The following is a 16,726-nucleotide window of genomic DNA, read 5'->3' on the forward strand; positions in this document are numbered from 1 at the left end:
CCCCCACCCCACCCGTACCTCCCTCCCCCCGGGCACCCGCCCGAACATGCCCCGCCAACGGCCCCCGGAGCCGCCGCGCTGACGTACCACGGCGCGGGGACTCGGCCGGTGAGCGGTTCAACAGACCGTCGTGCGGACGTGCGCGGCTCTGTCGGCCATGCCTGGGGTCCTGAGTAGAGGTACTCAGGACCCGGGTCCGCTTCTGAGGGACGCTGGGCCCATGACTACGCCGCCCTCGTGGCCGACTCCCCACCCCAGCCACCCCGGGGACGGCCGGCCCCTGCTGCCGCAGCGGCACGAGTGGATACGCACGGGCGCGGACATCGGGCTCGCGATCGGCCTGCTCGTGATCGACGCCGTCGCCTCGCTCGTCGCGTTCGTCCTCGGACTCGAAGCCGTGGGATACACGATGTTCGACGCCGCGGCCGACGACTCGTCCCCCTCCCTGGCCCGTCCCTTCGGCTACGTGGCCGTGGTCGGCGGCATCGTCCTGGTGTCCGCGCTCCTTCTGTTCAGGGCCCGCGTGATCATCAGCGGCGGCGTGCAAGTCCTCGCCGGACTGGGCCTGGTGATCGCGGCCCTCGCCGGAATGCACTACGAGGACCGCGAGGCGCGCCCACAGCCCGCCCCGACCGCTCCCGCGCCGGGCTCGCCCTGCCGGTCCGGGGGCGACAGCAGCGAGTGCCTCGGCGGCTAGGGCCCTAGTCCTGGGCGGAGAGTTCTTCGGCCAGTTCCATGCAGCGCAGGCGGGCCGGGGAGAAGCCGTAGGGCATCTTGCCGATGGCTTCGAGGGCACTCATGGAGCCGGCCTCCCGGCCGCCGGGGCCGAGGTCGGCCCCGTCCTCGGGGTGCAAAGTGTCCCAGGCGTCGAAGAGGGCCTCGTCGTCCCCACCGGACTCCTCGATGACGGCGTGCAGGGCGCTTTCGAAGGCGTGCCGCTCGGCGGCCACTCGGGCCACCCGTGGATCGTCGACGGCGACGCTGTCGTCGAGTGCCTCCTCGGCTTCGTCGATGCGGTCGGAGTCCTCCCGCAGAGCGGGATGCGTGGCCAGGGCGATGAAACGGGTGGCGTGGACGGCCGCGCCGAGCGGGCCGAAGATCCGCTCGATGACCAGCAGACTGTCCAGGTCGGCCTGGCGGAGGGAGCCCTCGGGCAGGTCCTTGAGGCGTTCGGTGACGAAGTCGGAGAGCAGGCCCGTCCGGCTGCCTTCGGTGCGCATCCGCCGCACGGAGATTCGCTGCCGCCGCAGTTTCGCCTCCTGCTCGGCGAGGGTTTCCTCCAGCCGCTCCAGGGTGCCCGCGATGCCTTCTCCGTCGTCCGCCCCGGCCGAGGCCGTGCCGGTGGCGAAGGCGTCACGGATGTCTTCCAGGGCGATCCCGGCGTCGGCCATCCTGCGAATCCACAGCAGGCGGATCATGTCCTCGTACTCGTAGCGGCGGCGGCCGTCGCCGCCCCGCTCGGGCTCGGGCAGCAGGCCGATCTCGTGGTAGTGGCGGATCGCCCGTGGTGTGCTGCCGGTGAAGGCCGCCGCGTCACCGATCTTGACCTGGCGGGGCGGCGTGAAAGACGCATGCATGAGTCCACCGGACCACATGCCGCTACGGAAGGTGCAACCCGTACGTACGGCCCCGCACCAGCAAACTCCCCAGAGCGGTACGGCGGTGGAGCACCGCGCGGCCCGTGCGGGTGGTGGTGATGAGACCGGCGGCGCGGAGGGCGGCGGTGTGGGTGGAGACGGTGGGGGCGGAGAGGCGGAGGTGGTGGGCGAGGGCGGTGGTGGTGTGCGCTCGGGTGAGGAGAAGGAGGATGTCGGCGCGGGTGTGGCCGAGGACGGAGGCGAGGGCTGTGCGGGCGGTCGGGGGGCCGGCGGGGGTGAGGGGGAGGCCGGGGCCGGCGGGGAGGGTGACGACCAGGGGGTGGTCGGGGAGGTCGGAGACGAGGGGGTGGCCGGTCCAGTGGAAGGTGGGCCGGAGGAGCACGCCGCGTCCGCGCAGATGGATGTCCTGCTCCGGGCCCTCGATCTCCCAGACGTCCTCGCGGACGCGCCCGGTCCCGGTCCCGGTCCCTGCCCCGGTGAGCGCCGCGCCGATGCCGTGTTCGGCCACGGTCAGGGCGTGCCGGGTGAACTCGGTGTGGTGCAGGTCCTGCACCAGGTCCCACACGGGCCGCACGATCGTTTCGAAGGCCGAGTGCTGGGCGCGGCGGAGGACTCGCCAGGCGGCGGGGTCGCTCCGGCGCAGATCGCGGATCCACGGGGGTGCCGGAGCCGGGTGTGCGGCGTGGACCCGCTCGATCTCGGAGCGGACCAGCTCCGGACGGGAGGCCCGGACGGCGTTCAGCCCTTCGTCGAGGGTCTCGCTGAACACATCGATGAAGCGAGGGGCCTCACCGGCGGGGACGAGGTCCCGCAGTGGCCCGACGGCGGCCGGCAGGGAGCGCAGCACCCGCTGTCTCCACCGCCCGAAGAGCGGTTGCCCGTCGGGGCGGCTCATCGTCATCAGCGCCGTGTTCAGCTCGGCCAGCGGGGACGGCCGGAGGGCGAACCGGACCCGGGCGAAGTCGGCGGCCGTGAAGTGGATCCGGATCACTGCTCTCCCCGTCCGCGCCGCGCCATCCTTTCGACCAGGGTCTCAACCCTGGCCCGCGCGCCCCGTTCAGCGCCAGCATTCGGGGCATGACCCTTCATTCCAGGTTCCCCGAGAAGACCGCCGGGGCGACCCGGCGCACCGTCGCCGCCTCGGCCGTACTGGCCACCGCGACCCTGCTGGCAGGGGGTGGCCGCGCATGGGCCCGGGGCGCGGACGAGGTCACCGTACGGCTGCCGGAACCGACCGGCCCGCACCGCGTCGGCACCACGATGCTGCATCTGATCGACCCGGACCGGAGGGATCCGTGGGACGGCGGGAGCGTTCGGGAGGTGATGGTCTCGGTGTACTACCCGGCTCGTTCGGTACGGGGGTGTCCGCCCGCACCGCAGATGACTCCGGGCGCGGTGGAGGTGTTCAAGGCGTTCGACCCCGTGTATCTGCATCCGGAGCTGCCGAAGCGCGGTGTGGACTGGGCGGCCACCATGACCCACTCGTACACCGGCGCGCCCGCGCGGCCCGTCCGGCGGCCGGTGCTGCTGTACACCCCCGGAGGGGCCGATCCGCGCACCGTCGGCACCGGGCTCGCCGAGGAGCTGGCCAGCCACGGAAATGTGGTGGTGACCGTCGACCATCCCGGAGAGCCCGGGGCGGTCGAGTTCCCCGACGGCAGAGTACGGACGTTCGCGCTCACGGGGGACCCCCGGGAGGGCCCGACCTTCCGCACCCTGATCGGCACCCGGCTCGCGGACCTCCGGTTCGTACTGAACCAGCTGTCGGCGCTCGCCGCCGGCCACAACCCCGACGCCCACGCCCGCCCGCTCCCCGAGGACCTCGGCCGCGCCCTGGATCCGCGGCGCGTCGGTGTCTACGGCCACTCTGCGGGCGGAGCGACCGCCTCCCAGGCCCTGTACGAGGACCGCCGCATCCGCGCCGAGGTCAACCTGGAGGGCTATCTCGACCACCCGCCGGACGCCCCCGGCCGGGACGGCGAGCTGCTCCCCGTCGCCCGGTACGGGGTGAACCGGCCGCTGCTTCTGTTCGGCACCGACGGCTACCACGACGCCCGCTTCGAACGCTCCTGGTCCGCCATGCTCGCCCACCCGGGAGGCCGCACCCGCCGGCGGTGGATCGACGACGCCCAGCACTGGGTGTTCACCGACTACGCGGCGATGGCGCCCCAGTTCCAGAGCGCCGGTCTGATGACCGCCGCCGACCGGAACAAGCTGGTCGGCGCGATCGATCCGGCGGAGGCTGTGCCGGGAGTGCGCGACCGGGTGCGGTCGTTCTTCTCCCGGCACCTGTCTCCGCGCTGAGGCCGGGTCCGGCCCGCGGCCGGGCTCAGCTGAAGACGATCATCGAGCCCTGGCCCAGGCTGCGGGTCGCCGCGGCGTGGAGGCCGAGCCAGACATGGCGTTCGCGGGCGAAGGGGTTGTCGTCGTGGGGGATGGGTCCGGCGGGCTCCTCCAGGGAGGTGGGGCGGTCCGGGGGGAGGGGGGCGTGGGGCGGGTTGCCGGGGTCTATGCCGATGGCGGGGGCGACGAATTCCAGCTCGCGCAGGAGGCCCTGGGTGGAGCCGAGGGGGCCGCCGCCGGCGAGGAGTTCGTCGTTGGAGAGGGGGGCGGCGAAGTCGACGGGGACATAGGCCCCGGCGTGGTCGTAGTGCCACACGAGATGGGACTGCTGGGCCGTCGCCTCGAACATCTCCAGGAGCTGTTCGTAGTCCCCGCCCAGCTCGTCGACGGGGGTGACGGCAAGACCGCAGAGCTGGAGGAGATACGCGCGCCGCAGGAAGTGGAGTGCGTCGTAGTCGAACCCGGCGACCGGGGCCACGTCCCCGGAGAGCCCCGGCATATAGGCGAAGACGGGCACCGCCGGCTGTCCCGCCTCGGTCAGCGCCTTGTCGTAGGCGGCGAGTTCTTCGGCGAAGGGGTTGTCGGGGCTGTGACACAGCACGTCGACGAGGGGGACCAGCCACAGGTCACAGGCCAAGGGAGGGCTCGCTCTCAGGCGGGATCGGGCACTGTCGGAAGCACGCTCGGCGGTACGTCGGCAGCACATCGGGCAGTACGGTCGGGACAGAGTAGTGCCCCGGCCGGTCACGGCGAAGGGCGCGGCCCGCATTGCCCGGACCCGCCCCCCTCGCCGCGCACAGCCTTACCGTCGCACACGCTCCCCCGGCGCGCACCGGTGCTTCCTCAACGGCCACCGGGTTTGCCCACGTCCCACACCCAGACTCCGCCGATCTTCTCTCCGGCCCTGCCCAGCAGTCGTTCCACGGTCGTGTAAAGGGCCTGCTCGTTGTATTGCGGCGGCAGGACGACCACCCCGGCCCGCCAGGCCGCGAGATCCGCTTTGGCCTGTTCCTGCCACTGGGGGCCGATGTCGGGGACCTGGCCGGTGTTGCGGACGTCGCCGAAGAGGTTGGAGGTGTGGCGCGGGGTGGAGCCGTAGATGCCGACGCGGTCCGGACCCCAGGGGCCGTTGAAGTATCCGCCCGCGACCGAGAAGCCGAGGTCGGTGGAGGACTGCCAGTAGAGGGCGTCCGCGCCGCCGGGGCTGGGCAGCGGGACGGTCACCACCGACTCGCCCTCGGCGACGTACGAGCGGTACATCTTCTCGGCGATGAAGGCGGGCACTGGCTCCCGCTCCCGTACGGGATAGGGCGTCGGCACCACGGGCAGCAGCGCGGCGGCGACCGCGAGGAGGCCCGTCGCGCGCAGCGCCGGGGGGCGGGTGACCGCGATCCGGTCGACGGCGAGGGCGAGCAGCATGCCGATGACGGGGGCGCAGATCATCGCGACCCGGGACTCGATGACGGATTCGAGGAGGGGCTGGTTGGCGAGCGCCCGCCAGGGGCCGGTCAGCACGATGTCGGTGGCCGGGACGCGGAAGCGCACCCCGAGCGAGAGGAAGGCGGCGGCGAGGGCGGTGAAGGTCAGCGCCTTCACGAGCGGGAGCCGCCACATGCGGATCACGAGGGCCGCCGTCAGGGCGAGGACGGGCCAGCCGAAGAAGGCGTTCTGCTCGGTGCGGTTCATCGCCAGCGGGTCGGCGCGCTCGTCCGAGCCCCAGAGGGAGCGGCCCGCGAACTCCATGAACGCGAGGGGACTGTTCCCGGTGTTGGACCCGTGCATCACATGTGTGTAGCTCTGCGGTCCGAAGAACTGCCAGGTCAGCGGGAAGGCCACCAGCGGCAGACAGACGGCGAGCCCGATCAGGGTGCCGCGCAGCAGTGGCCGCCAGGCCGCCCGCGCCACGTCCCGGCGGACGGCGGCGTAGGCGATCGCGAACATCACCATGCCCATGGTGGCGAGCAGCAGGGGTTCCTCGCCGAGGAAGATCTGGTACGTGGCGAAGAGGCCGAGGAAGGCACCGTCGCGGACCACGGCGCGGCCCTCGCAGAGCCGCAGCGCGCGGTCCACGATCACGGGGATCATGAAGAGGACGAGGAAGTTGGGGTGGGCGTTGCCGTGGGAGATCATCGGCGGCGCGAAGGCGGCGAAGGCCGCGCCGACGGCGGCGGCCCAGCGGCCGGCGGTCAGCCGCCGGGCGATCAGCCAGTACCAGGCGGTGGCGGTGGCGGCGAGGCCTCCGGTGAGGACCAGCGCCCAGGTGAAGGTGGGTCCGAGGAGGAGGGTCACGGGGGTGAGCGGGACGGACAGCCCGAGCATCACCGTGTTCGCCATCAGGTTCACGCCCTCGGGATGTCCCTGGAGGGTGGTGAAGAGCGGATTGCGCAGATGGACGACATTGTCGGCGGTGACGCGGAAGAACCACTCCCACTGGTTCTGGTCCTGTCCCGCGTCCGCGAGATAGCCCCGGTCCAGGTCGGCCCAGAGATCCTTGTAGAGGACGGCGGAGACGAGGACGAAGCCGAGGACGATCAGCAGGTCGGCGCGGCGCAGGGGGCGGGTCCGCAGCCGGAGCAGCTCCAGCAGGACCTTGCCGTAGTCGAGCGGTCTGACCTTGGAGCCCTGCTGGTGCGACCAGCGGACCGGGACCTCCGTCACCGGCCAGCCCTCGCGCCGGAAGTGCCGCAGTATCTCGACATCGATCCCCCACCCGTCCAGCCGGGAGTCGGCGAACGCCGCGCGGGCCCGGTCCCCGTCGAAGAGTTTGAACCCGCACTGGGTGTCGTGTATCCCGGGCACCGCGATCGCGCGTATGAGCCCGTTGCCCAGCCGGCCGAGCCACTCGCGGACCCGCCACTGATGGACGTCGATGAGGGAGTCGGGGTGGGCCCGGGAGCCGATCACCGCCGCCTGCCCGCCGGCCGCGAGCTGGGTGTCCAGCCGGTCCAGCTCCTCGATCGGGGTCGCCAGGTCGGCGTCGGTGACCAGGACCCGGCGGCCGTACGAGGCGAGGACGCCGCGCCGCAGCGCGTCCCCCTTGCCCCGGTTCATCCCTCTGTCCGCCCGGACGAGATGGATTCTGGGCTCCTCGGCGGACGCCTCCTCGGCGATCTTCGCGGTGGAGTCGGTGGAGCCGTCGTCCACCACGATCAGTTCCCACTCGCCCCAGCGCTCCGGGTCCGCCCGCAGATACGCGGCGATCGCGTCCAGGGTGGGCCGGAGCCTGCTCTCCTCGTTGTAGGCGGGAACCACGACGCTCAGTTCCACCCCGCTGCCGTGGTGTTCCATGGCGTCCACGGTGTCGTACACCGCCGGGAGTCCTGGAACCGGGTCCCTGTTCACCGCTACCGCTCCAGCCGATCCGCCCAGGCGAGCGCCCGGTCGTTGTACAGACAGATGACCGACCGGGCCGCGGCGAGATCGCCGAGGGCGACCGCGTCGACCAGCGATTCGTGTCCGCTCCACAGCCACTGCCGCCGGTCGGCGTCGGCGCGCAGATGCGGCACCGAGAAGACCCAGCTCTGCACGCGCAGCCGGTGCAGAAAGCCGGCGATGTAGAAATTGGCGATGAGCGATCCCAGCTCGTGCCAGAAGCGCAGGTCGTAGCCGATGTGGATGTCGAGGTCGCCGCAGCGGGCCGCGCGGGCGGCCTCCTCGGCGCGGCGGCGGACCGAGACCACGGCCTTGGCCCCGACCCGGGTGCGGCCCCGGCGCTCGGCGTGCCGGATGACGCCCTCCATGACGAGGGACCGGGATTCGATCATGGCCCGGTAGTCGGCGACGGAGAACTGGTGCACTCTAAAGCCGCGGTGCTGATCGGAGTCGAGGAGTCCTTGCGCGGCCAGGTCGACGAGGGCCTCGCGGACCGGGGTCGCGGAGACTCCGTACTGCTCGGCGATCTGCTTGACCGTGAACTCCTGTCCGGGCAGCAGCCGCCCGGCCAGCACCTCGTCGCGCAGCGCGTCCGCGATCTGCTGCCGCAGGGTGCTGCGGGTGACGGCGGTGCTCGCGTCGCGCGGTCCGGGGCCGGGCATCGATGGCTTCTCCTTCGCCGGGGGGTCCCGGACACGATAGGCCAGTCGGTACGAACCGGGTGAGGTGCAGGTGAACGAGACAGTCGGCGGCGGGGTCTTCGAGGCGGCCACGGGCGACGGTCCGGCGGCGGGCGGGGAGGGCCGGGCGGCGGAGGTGCGGACGGCGTACGCCGGTCTGCTCCAGATCCGCCGGGTCTCCGGCACCGGGGGCACACCCGCGCCGTGGGAGCGGCGGCAGCCGGTACGGGCGGTGGCGCTGGCCCTGGAGGCCGCCGGGGTGCCGCCTTCGGCGGCGGGCGGGGACGGCACCCGTACGGCGACCGGGTACCGGGTGCTGGCCGCGGACCGGGACGGCGCGGTACGCGTGGAGTGGGCCGGCCCGGCGGGCGGCGGGGCCGCGCGGGAGGAGGAGGGGTCACTCCGGGAGTGCGGACGGATCCTCGGCGAGCTGGGCTGGGAGGCGCTGCTGTACCGGGGGCCGCGCCGCCGCTGGTTCCTGGAGGCGGAGCCCCTGCCGGACCCGGGACCGGGACCGGGACCGGGCTGAGCCCCGGCCCGTCGGGCGGGCCCTGCGGGTGCGGGTCCTTGGGCCTGGTCCCGGTGGGCCGCTGCGGGGCAGACGGGCGGCCCATGGGCACCGGACCGGAGGCGGGTCGCACCAGGCACGCCTGGGCGGGGCCCAGCAGCCCGCCGGGGCCGCAGGCCAAGGGCGCTGCTCAGCCTCGCCCCCTCGGAGAAGCCCGTCGGCACCGGACCGAACCGGGGCGAGCCCGGCCCGGAGCGCCGAGGCTCCCGGCCCGGCCGGACCCGGCCCCCCGGGCCGGATCCTCAGCAGTCGCCGTTCCGCGCGTACACCCCCACCCTGGCCTCGTTCACCGCCGTCTCCTCGCAGAGGGTGAAGTGTTCGCGCAGCACCTCCCGCTTGATCTCCTCCTCGGCGACCGCGTCCAGCGGCTGCCCCGCCAGGTCCTGGACGACCACCACCCGGCCGTCGTGGGCCAGCATCCGTTCACGGATCCGCTCCGGGGGCAGCTCGGTGCCGTAGAGCGTGTGGGAGGCCCGGGGGGAGCTCTTCATGGACAGGTCCGTCAGATGCCCGGTCTCGCCGGGGCGCACCAGCGTCCAGACCCGTCGCCGGAACGGTATGAAGAGCAGCCCGTCGCCGGGCCGCCCGGACTCCGCCAGTACCTCGCCCACCGCGACCACATCGCTCTTGCGGCTCTCCGGGGAGCGCAGATGGGGGCTGAAGAAGAGCAGGGACAGCAGGGCGGCGGCGGCCGAGGCCAGGGCGAGCACCGGGGACCAGTGGCGGTCGAGGACCGCGCCCAGGAGCAGGGCCAGGCCGATGACGTACGGCAGGACATAGCGGTCCACGTACAGCGGGTGGATGAAGGAGACCGCCATCAGCAGTCCCGTCGGGAGGACCAGCAGCGGGAGGGCGGTCTTCCGGACCGCCGCGCCGCCCGGGGTCCAGGCGCAGGCGCAGCCCAGCAGGGCGGTCAGGACGAACGCGATGATCTTGGGTGTCCCGGGGGAGCCGATCCAGTCGACCTGGGCGGACTGGGTGACGCTGAAGAGGGCGAGCGGGGTGAGCCCCGCCACCGTGCCCAGCGCGGCGACCGTCCAGCCGCGCGGCGGCTCGCGCCACAGGCTCGCGCCGTGCGCGAGGAGGGTCAGCACCGCGAACTCGTGCATCAGACAGGCCGCGAGCATGACCGCCGCGTACGCGCCCCAGCGCCGCTGGAGCAGCAGCAGGGTCCCCCAGGCGACCAGGGCGCACACCAGCGCGTACGAGCGCCCCTCCTGCGCGTAGCGCTGTACGACGGGCAGCAGCGGCAGCAGGAGCCCGGCGAGCAGCCCCGCGCGGGGGCCCGCCAGCCGCCGGCCGATCAGCGCGACCAGGGCGGCCGTCGCGCACATCGCGAGCACGGACGGCAGCCGCAGCGCGACGAGGCTGGGCTCGAAGACGGCGAACACGGCGTGCATGAGGAGGTAGTAGAGGCCGTGGACGGCGTCGATCGTGCCGAGCGTCCGCCAGATCTCCGGCAGGGACCGCCGCGCCATGTCGTAGGTGACCGCCTCGTCGGTCCACAGGGTTCCCTCGCGCTCGATCCCCCACAGGCCGAGCAGCAGCATCAGCGCGGCGGGGGCGAGGGCCACCGTCAGCGAGGGCAGCCGCTCACCGGGCGTGGGGCGGACGGACGGGCGGACGAATGGGTGGGCGGTGTCGGTCATCAGGCGAGTTCATCGGCCGCCGCGTTGATGGGCAGGCCCCACACGCCGTACCCATCAATTCATTACGCTCCCGGGGGAGATCGGAGGCGGAAGACATGGGACGCCGGGAGAAGCCGCTGGACCCGGACGACGGGCCCGTGCGGTCCTTCGCCCACGGGCTGCGCGAGCTGCGCCGCGCGGCGGGCGGACCGACCTACCGCGCGATGGCGACGGGCTCCGGGTACTCCGCGCCCACGCTCTCCGCCGCCGCCTCCGGTGAGCGGCTGCCCTCGCTGCCGGTCGCCCTCGCCTATGTCACCGCCTGCGGCGGGGACCGTGAGCTGTGGGAGAAGCGGTGGCACGAGGCCGTGTCCGAGGATCCCGTGCCCGTCGGGGGCGACGACACGGCCGCGCCCTATCCCGGTCTCGCCCGGTACGGCCGCGAGGACCGCGACCACTTCTTCGGGCGGGCCGAACTCGTCGCCGAGCTGCTGGAGCTGACCCGGCGCGGCCCCTTCGCCGCGCTCGTCGGAGCGTCCGGCAGCGGGAAGTCCTCCCTGCTGCGGGCCGGTCTGGTGCCCGCGCTCCAGGAGGAGGAAGGCGCTGTCCCGGCCGTGATCCGGATCCTCACCCCGGGCCCCGCCCCGGCCCGCACCCATCGCGGGCTCTTCACCCCCGGGGCGCTGCTGCTGGTCGACCAGTTCGAGGAGGTCTTCACCCTCTGCCGGGACCCCGCCGAACGGAGCGCCTTCATCGCGCTGCTGACCGGCCCGGACACCCGCGCGGTCATCGCCGTGCGGGCCGACTTCTACGGCCGGTGCGCCGAGCACCCCGCTCTGGTGGCGGCCCTGAAGGGGGCGGTGCTCCTCGTCGGCCCGATGACGGCCGAGCAGCTGAGGTCGGCCGTCGTCGGGCCCGCGAGCGCCGGGCGGCTGATCGTGGAGCGCGCGCTGACCGCCCGGATCGTGGCCGATGTCGCGGGCGAGCCGGGCGGGCTGCCGCTGATGTCGCACGCCCTGCTGGAGACCTGGCGGCGACGGCGCGGCCGGACCCTCACGGAGGCGGCGTACGAGGCGATCGGCGGTGTCCAGGGCGCGATCGCGCACACCGCCGAGGAGGTCTTCGCCGAGTTCACCGAGGAGGAGGCGAGGGCCGCCCGGGCGCTGCTGCTGCGGCTGATATCCCCGGGGGATGCGACCGAGGACACCCGCCGCCCGGCCGCCCGCGCCGAACTGGTCCGCGACCCCGCCTCCGCCCGGGTGCTGGAACGGCTGGTGCGGGCCCGCCTTCTCACCGTCGACGACACCTCCGTCAATCTCGCCCACGAGGCGCTGATCACCGGCTGGCCCCGGCTGCGCGGCTGGGTCGGCGACGACCGGGAGCTGCTGCGGACGCACCGCAGGCTGACGGACGCGGCACGGATGTGGGCGGAGCTGGGCCGGGACCCGGGGGCGCTGTACCGGGGGGCCCAACTGGAGACGGCCCGCGAGGCGTTTCACGTGAAACATGCCGGACTCACCGCCGAGGAGGGGGAGTTCCTGGACGCCTCCGTGCGCGCGAGCGACGCCGAGCGGCTCGCCTCCGCGCGCACCGCCCGCCGGCTGCGCGGGCTGACCGTGACGCTCTCCCTGCTGCTCTGCCTCGCGGTGATCGCGGGGATCGCCGCCTGGCACCAGAGCGGGGAGAGCGGCCGGCGCGCGACGGAGGCGGACGCGCGGCGGCTGGCGGGCGTCGCGGACACGATGAGGGTCTCCGACCCGTACACCGCGACCTGGCTGAGCCTGGCGTCGTGGAGGATCGCGGATCTGCCCGAGACCAGGGAGGCGCTGTTCGCGGCGGCGGCCCAGCCGGACACCGATGTCTACACCCCGATCACCCCGGAGTTCGAGCCCGAGGACAACACCGTCTGGACGCGGTTCGGCCAGGACGGCACGACCCTGGTCCGGGTCGGCCCGGACCGGACGGACCGCTGGGACGTCGGGTCGGAAGGTCCGCTGGAAGATCTGCCGGGGCTGGGGAAGCATGCGAAGCGGATCGTGGACATCAGCCCCGACGCCCGGACCGTGGCGGTCGCCACCCCCGGGGGCATCCGGCTCCGGGATCTGGAGGCCGCCGGAATGGGTCCGGCCTTCGGGCCCGGCGGCGAGGGCGTCTCCGGCTGGTTCACCCCCGGCGGGCGGGTGTTCGCCAGCCACACCCCGGGCGGCGGACTCCAGCTGTGGGACACCGCCACCGGCCGCGAGCTGCTCGGCATCGCGGACGGATCGGCGGAGTTGAGCCGGGTCCAGGTGTCGCCCGACGACCGGCTGCTGGCGTACTGCCCGGAGCGCGGCCCGCTCCGGCTGTGGGACGTCCGCGAGCGCCGCAGACTCCCCACACCCTGGCTGGGCGAGGCGGTGCCGGAGTCCGGGGCCTGCGTCGAGAGCGAGCTGCTCTTCACCCCGGACAGCCGGGCCCTGGCGTTCAACAGCCCCACCGGGATACGGAGCTGGGAGGTACGGTCCGGCCGGGAGCGCCCCCGGATCGAGACCGACGGCACACCGGACATGGCCTTCAGCTCCGACGGCACCCATGTCGCGACCCTCACGAAAGAGACCGTCCAGCTCTGGCGGACCGACGCCCCGGACGCCCCCGTGCTCCAGGTGCCCGCCCATGGGGCGGCCCTGCACGATCTGCGACTGGATCTGGCCGCCGGAATCATCCGCTACGCCTCGGGCACCGAGCCCGGTCTGACCCTGCGGACCATCGCCTTCGACGCCCCGACCCCCACCGAGCGGGAGCGGATCCCGCTCACCGGGGCCGCCTTCGGCCCGGACGGCCGCACTCTGGCGACCACCCGCGCGGGGGTACTCGAACTCCGTGACGCCGACGGGAAGCAGCGCCGGAGACTGCCCGCGCCGAAGAGCTGCGACGGCTGCGGTCCGACGATCGCCTTCCAGCCCGACGGACCGCGCTTCGCCCATCTCGACGCCAAGAACCGGGTCGTCGTACGGAACCTCTACACCGGCGATGCCGAGACGACACTCCCCCCGCGCCCCGGCATCGACTCCCTCGCGCTCTCCCGAGGCGGCCGGGACGTCGCCGTCTCCCGTTCCTCCCTGTCGTTCAAGGCCCTCGACTCGGCCGATCTGCGGCCCGGACCGGGCCGGGGCCGCTGGGAACAGCTGCGCCGGAGCGGCGACGGCAGAGTGCTGGCGACGGCCCCGGACGGCTCCTACTTCACGGAGTACCGGCAGCTGATCGATCCCCGCGACGGCAGCGCCCGGCGCGTCATGCGCGGCCAGGGCGCGGCGACGGCCGCCGCGTTCAGCGAGGACGGCCGCTTCATGGCGATGGGCGACTGGGAGGGCCGGATCACGCTCTGGGACGGCGAGGGCCGGACCCTGCTCGCCGTCCTCGTCCCCGGGGAGCGGCGCGGCCCCGCATCCCGCCCGCCCGCGCTGGCGTTCTCCCCCGACAGCCGCACCCTCGCCGTCGGGGACGCCCACGGCGGGGTGCGGCTCTGGGACACCGCCTCACCGCGCTCCCAGGGCTCGCCCCTGCCGCGCGCCGGCGGTCCGGTGCTGGCGCTGTCCTTCGTCCCGGGACCGGGCCGTCAGGAGCTGCGGGTGACGACCCCTCATGTCGCCTCGCGCGCCTACTCGCTCTCCGCCCGGCACGCGGCGGGGACGATCTGCGAACGGATCAGGACGGGGCTGCCGGAGCCGGAGTGGGAGTTCTATCTGCCGGCCGTTCCGTACCGCCCGACCTGCCCCTGAGCCTCAGGCCGGGACGACGGGGAAGACGTCGTCGATCGAGTCCTGGTCGGTGGTGGTCTCCCATTCGGTGACCTTGCTACCGTCGGCGCGTTCCAGGACGTAGCGGTCGGCGCGGAACCAGACCGCCTGGGAAAGGCGCTTGCCGTTGGCCGGGTACTCCCGCTCGACCGTGACGGTACGGCTGCTGGACTGGGTGGTCTCCTGGGAGACCCTCGTGCGCAGTTGATGGCTGATGGTGGTGCTGAGGGAGGAGGAGAAGCCCTTGTAGCTGAAGCTGGCCTCGGCGGTGACGGAGATGCTGGTCGTGGTCTCGACCTCGCGGGCATTGCTCGTGGTCACGCCGACGGTGGTGCTCTGCGACTCCTTCTTGCTCACCTGGCCGCTGTGCTCGTAGTAGTAGATGACCTTGTAGAAGCCGTACCGCTTGAGGAGGTAGTACGGGCTCTCGGCGGCCTGCCGGGGGCGGCCGAGCGCGGGGTCCGACACCAGCGGGAAGGGCAGCAGGGAGCTGCCGATGAGGACTTCCGGGGTGGTTTCCGGGTTGGGCCTGGCATGGCGGGTCATACGGATCACATCGCCGACGGACGAGCCGGTCTGGCCGACCTTCGCGCTCAGGATGTTGTCGTAGCGGGTGTCCTTCTCCAGAAGCCACAGCTGGGAGTCGCCGTCGGCGCCCGAGGCCCGCCAGTACGTGTTGACCTGGTCGTTGCCGCGCGTGCCGAAGTAGTTGGGGGTGAGGAACAGCCCGCCGTTCTTGTTGCTGATCGTGTAGTAGCCGTTCCCCGCGGACCGTAACAGCCAGGTCTGGCTGTTACGGATGTTGGTGTCCGCCACGTTCTGCGGCGGGAAGAGGTTCACCCGGACGTCGCCGCTGGAGTAGTTGTCCGGGGTGAGCAGATTGCCCGCGACCTTCTGGGCGATCAGATACTCGCCGTTGTCCAGGCTCAAAACGTTCCAGGTCTGGGAGAGCCGGGCCGGCCCGCCGCTCTCGCTCGGCCAGAGCGTGGAGTAGGTGTCCCCCAGAAAGCCGGAACTCGTCAGGTACAGACCGTTGCGCTTGTTCTTCAGACGGTAGGCGTAGCCCTGCTCGATGCCCTCGGCGGTCGGCATGAACGTCCCCTTGAGGTCGGTGTGTCTGACCGCTCCACTCTCACAGGTCGACTACGCAACGCACAGGCATACATTCGGACGGTTATATTTACTGTCGTAAGTGACTGGACCGGCCTGGTGTGACGCCCGGGAAGCGGGCCCACGGCGCGGGCCGCGGGCCGCGGGCCCACCGGAGGCCGTCCCGAGTCAGGCCAGGAACCCGTCCGCCACCGACAGCGCCTCGTCCAGCACCGCCAGCCCCTCCTTGGCCTCCGCCTGGCTGATGTTGCACGGCGGTACGACATGCGTGCGGTTCATATTGACGAAGGGCCAGAGTCCGCGCGCCTTGCAGGCGGCGGCGAAGGCGGCCATCGGCGCGTTGGCCTCGCCCGTCGCGTTGTACGGGACGAGGGGCTCGCGGGTCGCCGGGTCGCGGACCAGGTCCAGGGCCCAGAAGGCGCCGAGGCCCCGGACCTCGCCGACGCTCGGGTGGCGTTCGGCCAGTTCGCGCAGGCCGGGGCCGATGACGTCCTCGCCGATGCGGGCGGCCTGCTCCACCACGCCCTCGTCGGCCATCACCCCGATGGTGGCGACGGCCGCCGCACAGGCCAGCGGATGGCCGGAGTAGGTGAGCCCGCCGGGGTAGGGCCGGGTCTCGAAGGTGGCCGCGATTTCGGCGGAGATCGCGACCCCGCCGAGCGGCACATAGCCGGAGTTGACGCCCTTGGCGAAGGTCAGCAGATCGGGCACCACGTCGAAGTGCTCGGCCGCGAACCACTTCCCGGTGCGGCCGAAGCCCGCCATGACCTCGTCCAGGACGAAGACGATCCCGTACCGGTCGCAGATCTCCCGGACCCCGGCGAGATAGCCGGGCGGCGGGACCATGATCCCGGCCGTGCCGGGGACGGTCTCCAGCACGATCGCGGCGACGGTCCCGGGCCCCTCGAAGGCGATGGTGTCCTCCAGGTGCCGCAGGGCGCGTTCGGCCTCCTCCGCCTCGGTCGTGGCGTAGAAGGGCGTGCGGTAGAGGAAGGGGGCCCAGAAGTGGACCACTCCGGAGGTGCCGCTGTCGGAGGGCCAGCGGCGCGGGTCCCCGGTGACATTGATCGCGGTGGCGGTGCCCCCGTGGTACGAGCGGTACGCGGAGAGCACCTTGGGGCGGCCGGTGTGCAGCCGGGCCATCCGTACCGCGTTCTCGATCGCCTCCGCCCCGCCGTTGGTGAAGAAGATCTTGTCCAGGTCACCGGGCGTCCGCTCGGCGATCAGCCGGGCCGCCTCGGAGCGCGCCTCGATCGCGAAGGCGGGGGCGAAGGTGGCCAGCTTCCCGGCCTGCTCCTGGATGGCGGCGACGACCCGGGGGTGCTGATAGCCGATGTTGGTGAAGACGAGACCGCTGGTGAAGTCGAGGTAGCGCTTCCCCTCGTAGTCCCAGAAGTACGAGCCCTCCGCCCCGGCGACGGCGAGCGGGTCGATCAGCCCCTGCGCGGACCAGGAGTGGAAGACATGGGCGCGGTCCGCCGCCTTCACGGCGGCACCGGCGCAGGGGTCGGCGGGCGGCTGCGGCTGGGCTTGTGAGGTCATGCGCCCCAGCGTAGGGAGCGGGACCCGGTACGGGGAGACCCTCGATCATTGACAGCACACTGTCGCTATGACAGCATGCTGTCATCAGCAGCTCGGTACCGCCGGAGGA

Annotated in this window: 12 protein-coding genes; 4 read left to right on the top strand and 8 right to left on the bottom strand. The window is 72.9% G+C overall.

The window, feature by feature from the left end:
* The first annotated feature begins 220 nt into the window (after positions 1-220).
* On the top strand, positions 221-697 hold the full coding sequence (locus ABD371_RS32160) for a DUF6234 family protein (protein ID WP_344484986.1): 477 nt from the start codon (positions 221-223) through the stop codon (positions 695-697).
* A 4-nt stretch (positions 698-701) separates the two neighbouring features.
* Here the strand turns inward: ABD371_RS32160 and ABD371_RS32165 are convergent, their stop codons facing one another.
* Both ABD371_RS32165 and ABD371_RS32170 read right to left on the bottom strand, forming a co-directional pair.
* Positions 702-1,577: a MerR family transcriptional regulator gene (locus ABD371_RS32165; protein WP_344484989.1), complete on the bottom strand. Its 876-nt coding sequence runs from the start codon at positions 1,575-1,577 to the stop codon at positions 702-704.
* 22 nt (positions 1,578-1,599) lie between these two features.
* Complete coding sequence (locus ABD371_RS32170) at positions 1,600-2,589, bottom strand: ArsR/SmtB family transcription factor (RefSeq protein WP_344484992.1); 990 nt, start codon at positions 2,587-2,589, stop codon at positions 1,600-1,602.
* Positions 2,590-2,675: 86 nt separating this feature from the next.
* Here ABD371_RS32170 and ABD371_RS32175 point away from each other — a divergent pair, with 86 nt between their 5' ends.
* On the top strand, positions 2,676-3,902 hold the full coding sequence (locus ABD371_RS32175; RefSeq protein WP_344484995.1) for an alpha/beta hydrolase family protein: 1,227 nt from the start codon (positions 2,676-2,678) through the stop codon (positions 3,900-3,902).
* A 25-nt stretch (positions 3,903-3,927) separates the two neighbouring features.
* On the opposite strand, the gene ABD371_RS32180 is transcribed toward ABD371_RS32175, so the two are convergent.
* The 3 genes from ABD371_RS32180 to ABD371_RS32190 all read right to left on the bottom strand — a co-directional run bounded on the left by ABD371_RS32180 (position 3,928) and on the right by ABD371_RS32190 (position 7,975).
* Positions 3,928-4,578, bottom strand: a complete 651-nt coding sequence (locus ABD371_RS32180; protein ID WP_190120910.1) for a hypothetical protein — start codon at positions 4,576-4,578, stop codon at positions 3,928-3,930.
* A gap of 206 nt (positions 4,579-4,784) precedes the next feature.
* Positions 4,785-7,229, bottom strand: coding sequence for a dolichyl-phosphate beta-glucosyltransferase (locus tag ABD371_RS32185; RefSeq protein ID WP_344485188.1), 2,445 nt, complete (start codon positions 7,227-7,229; stop codon positions 4,785-4,787).
* A gap of 56 nt (positions 7,230-7,285) precedes the next feature.
* Positions 7,286-7,975 (bottom strand): GntR family transcriptional regulator, encoded by a 690-nt coding sequence (locus ABD371_RS32190; protein WP_344485001.1) that lies wholly within the window; start codon positions 7,973-7,975, stop codon positions 7,286-7,288.
* 70 nt (positions 7,976-8,045) lie between these two features.
* Here ABD371_RS32190 and ABD371_RS32195 point away from each other — a divergent pair, with 70 nt between their 5' ends.
* The gene (locus ABD371_RS32195; protein ID WP_344485004.1) at positions 8,046-8,522 is read left to right on the top strand and encodes a hypothetical protein; all 477 of its coding nucleotides are present in this window, start codon (positions 8,046-8,048) and stop codon (positions 8,520-8,522) included.
* Between the two features lie 281 nt (positions 8,523-8,803).
* Here the strand turns inward: ABD371_RS32195 and ABD371_RS32200 are convergent, their stop codons facing one another.
* Entirely contained in the window at positions 8,804-10,210 is a 1,407-nt protein-coding gene (locus tag ABD371_RS32200; protein ID WP_344485007.1) for a glycosyltransferase family 39 protein, read from the bottom strand.
* 95 nt (positions 10,211-10,305) lie between these two features.
* Here ABD371_RS32200 and ABD371_RS32205 point away from each other — a divergent pair, with 95 nt between their 5' ends.
* Positions 10,306-13,947, top strand: coding sequence for an nSTAND1 domain-containing NTPase (locus tag ABD371_RS32205; protein WP_344485010.1), 3,642 nt, complete (start codon positions 10,306-10,308; stop codon positions 13,945-13,947).
* A 3-nt stretch (positions 13,948-13,950) separates the two neighbouring features.
* Here ABD371_RS32205 and ABD371_RS32210 read toward each other — a convergent pair whose 3' ends face one another.
* Positions 13,951-15,057, bottom strand: coding sequence for a hypothetical protein (locus ABD371_RS32210; protein WP_344485013.1), 1,107 nt, complete (start codon positions 15,055-15,057; stop codon positions 13,951-13,953).
* Positions 15,058-15,243: 186 nt separating this feature from the next.
* Positions 15,244-16,617 carry an aspartate aminotransferase family protein gene (locus ABD371_RS32215; RefSeq protein ID WP_344485016.1) on the bottom strand — a complete coding sequence of 458 codons (1,374 nt, stop codon included), beginning with the start codon at positions 16,615-16,617 and terminating at the stop codon, positions 15,244-15,246.
* Between the last annotated feature and the right edge of the window lie 109 nt (positions 16,618-16,726).

Source organism: Streptomyces amakusaensis (genome assembly GCF_039532665.1).
Taxonomy (GTDB): domain Bacteria; phylum Actinomycetota; class Actinomycetes; order Streptomycetales; family Streptomycetaceae; genus Streptomyces; species Streptomyces amakusaensis.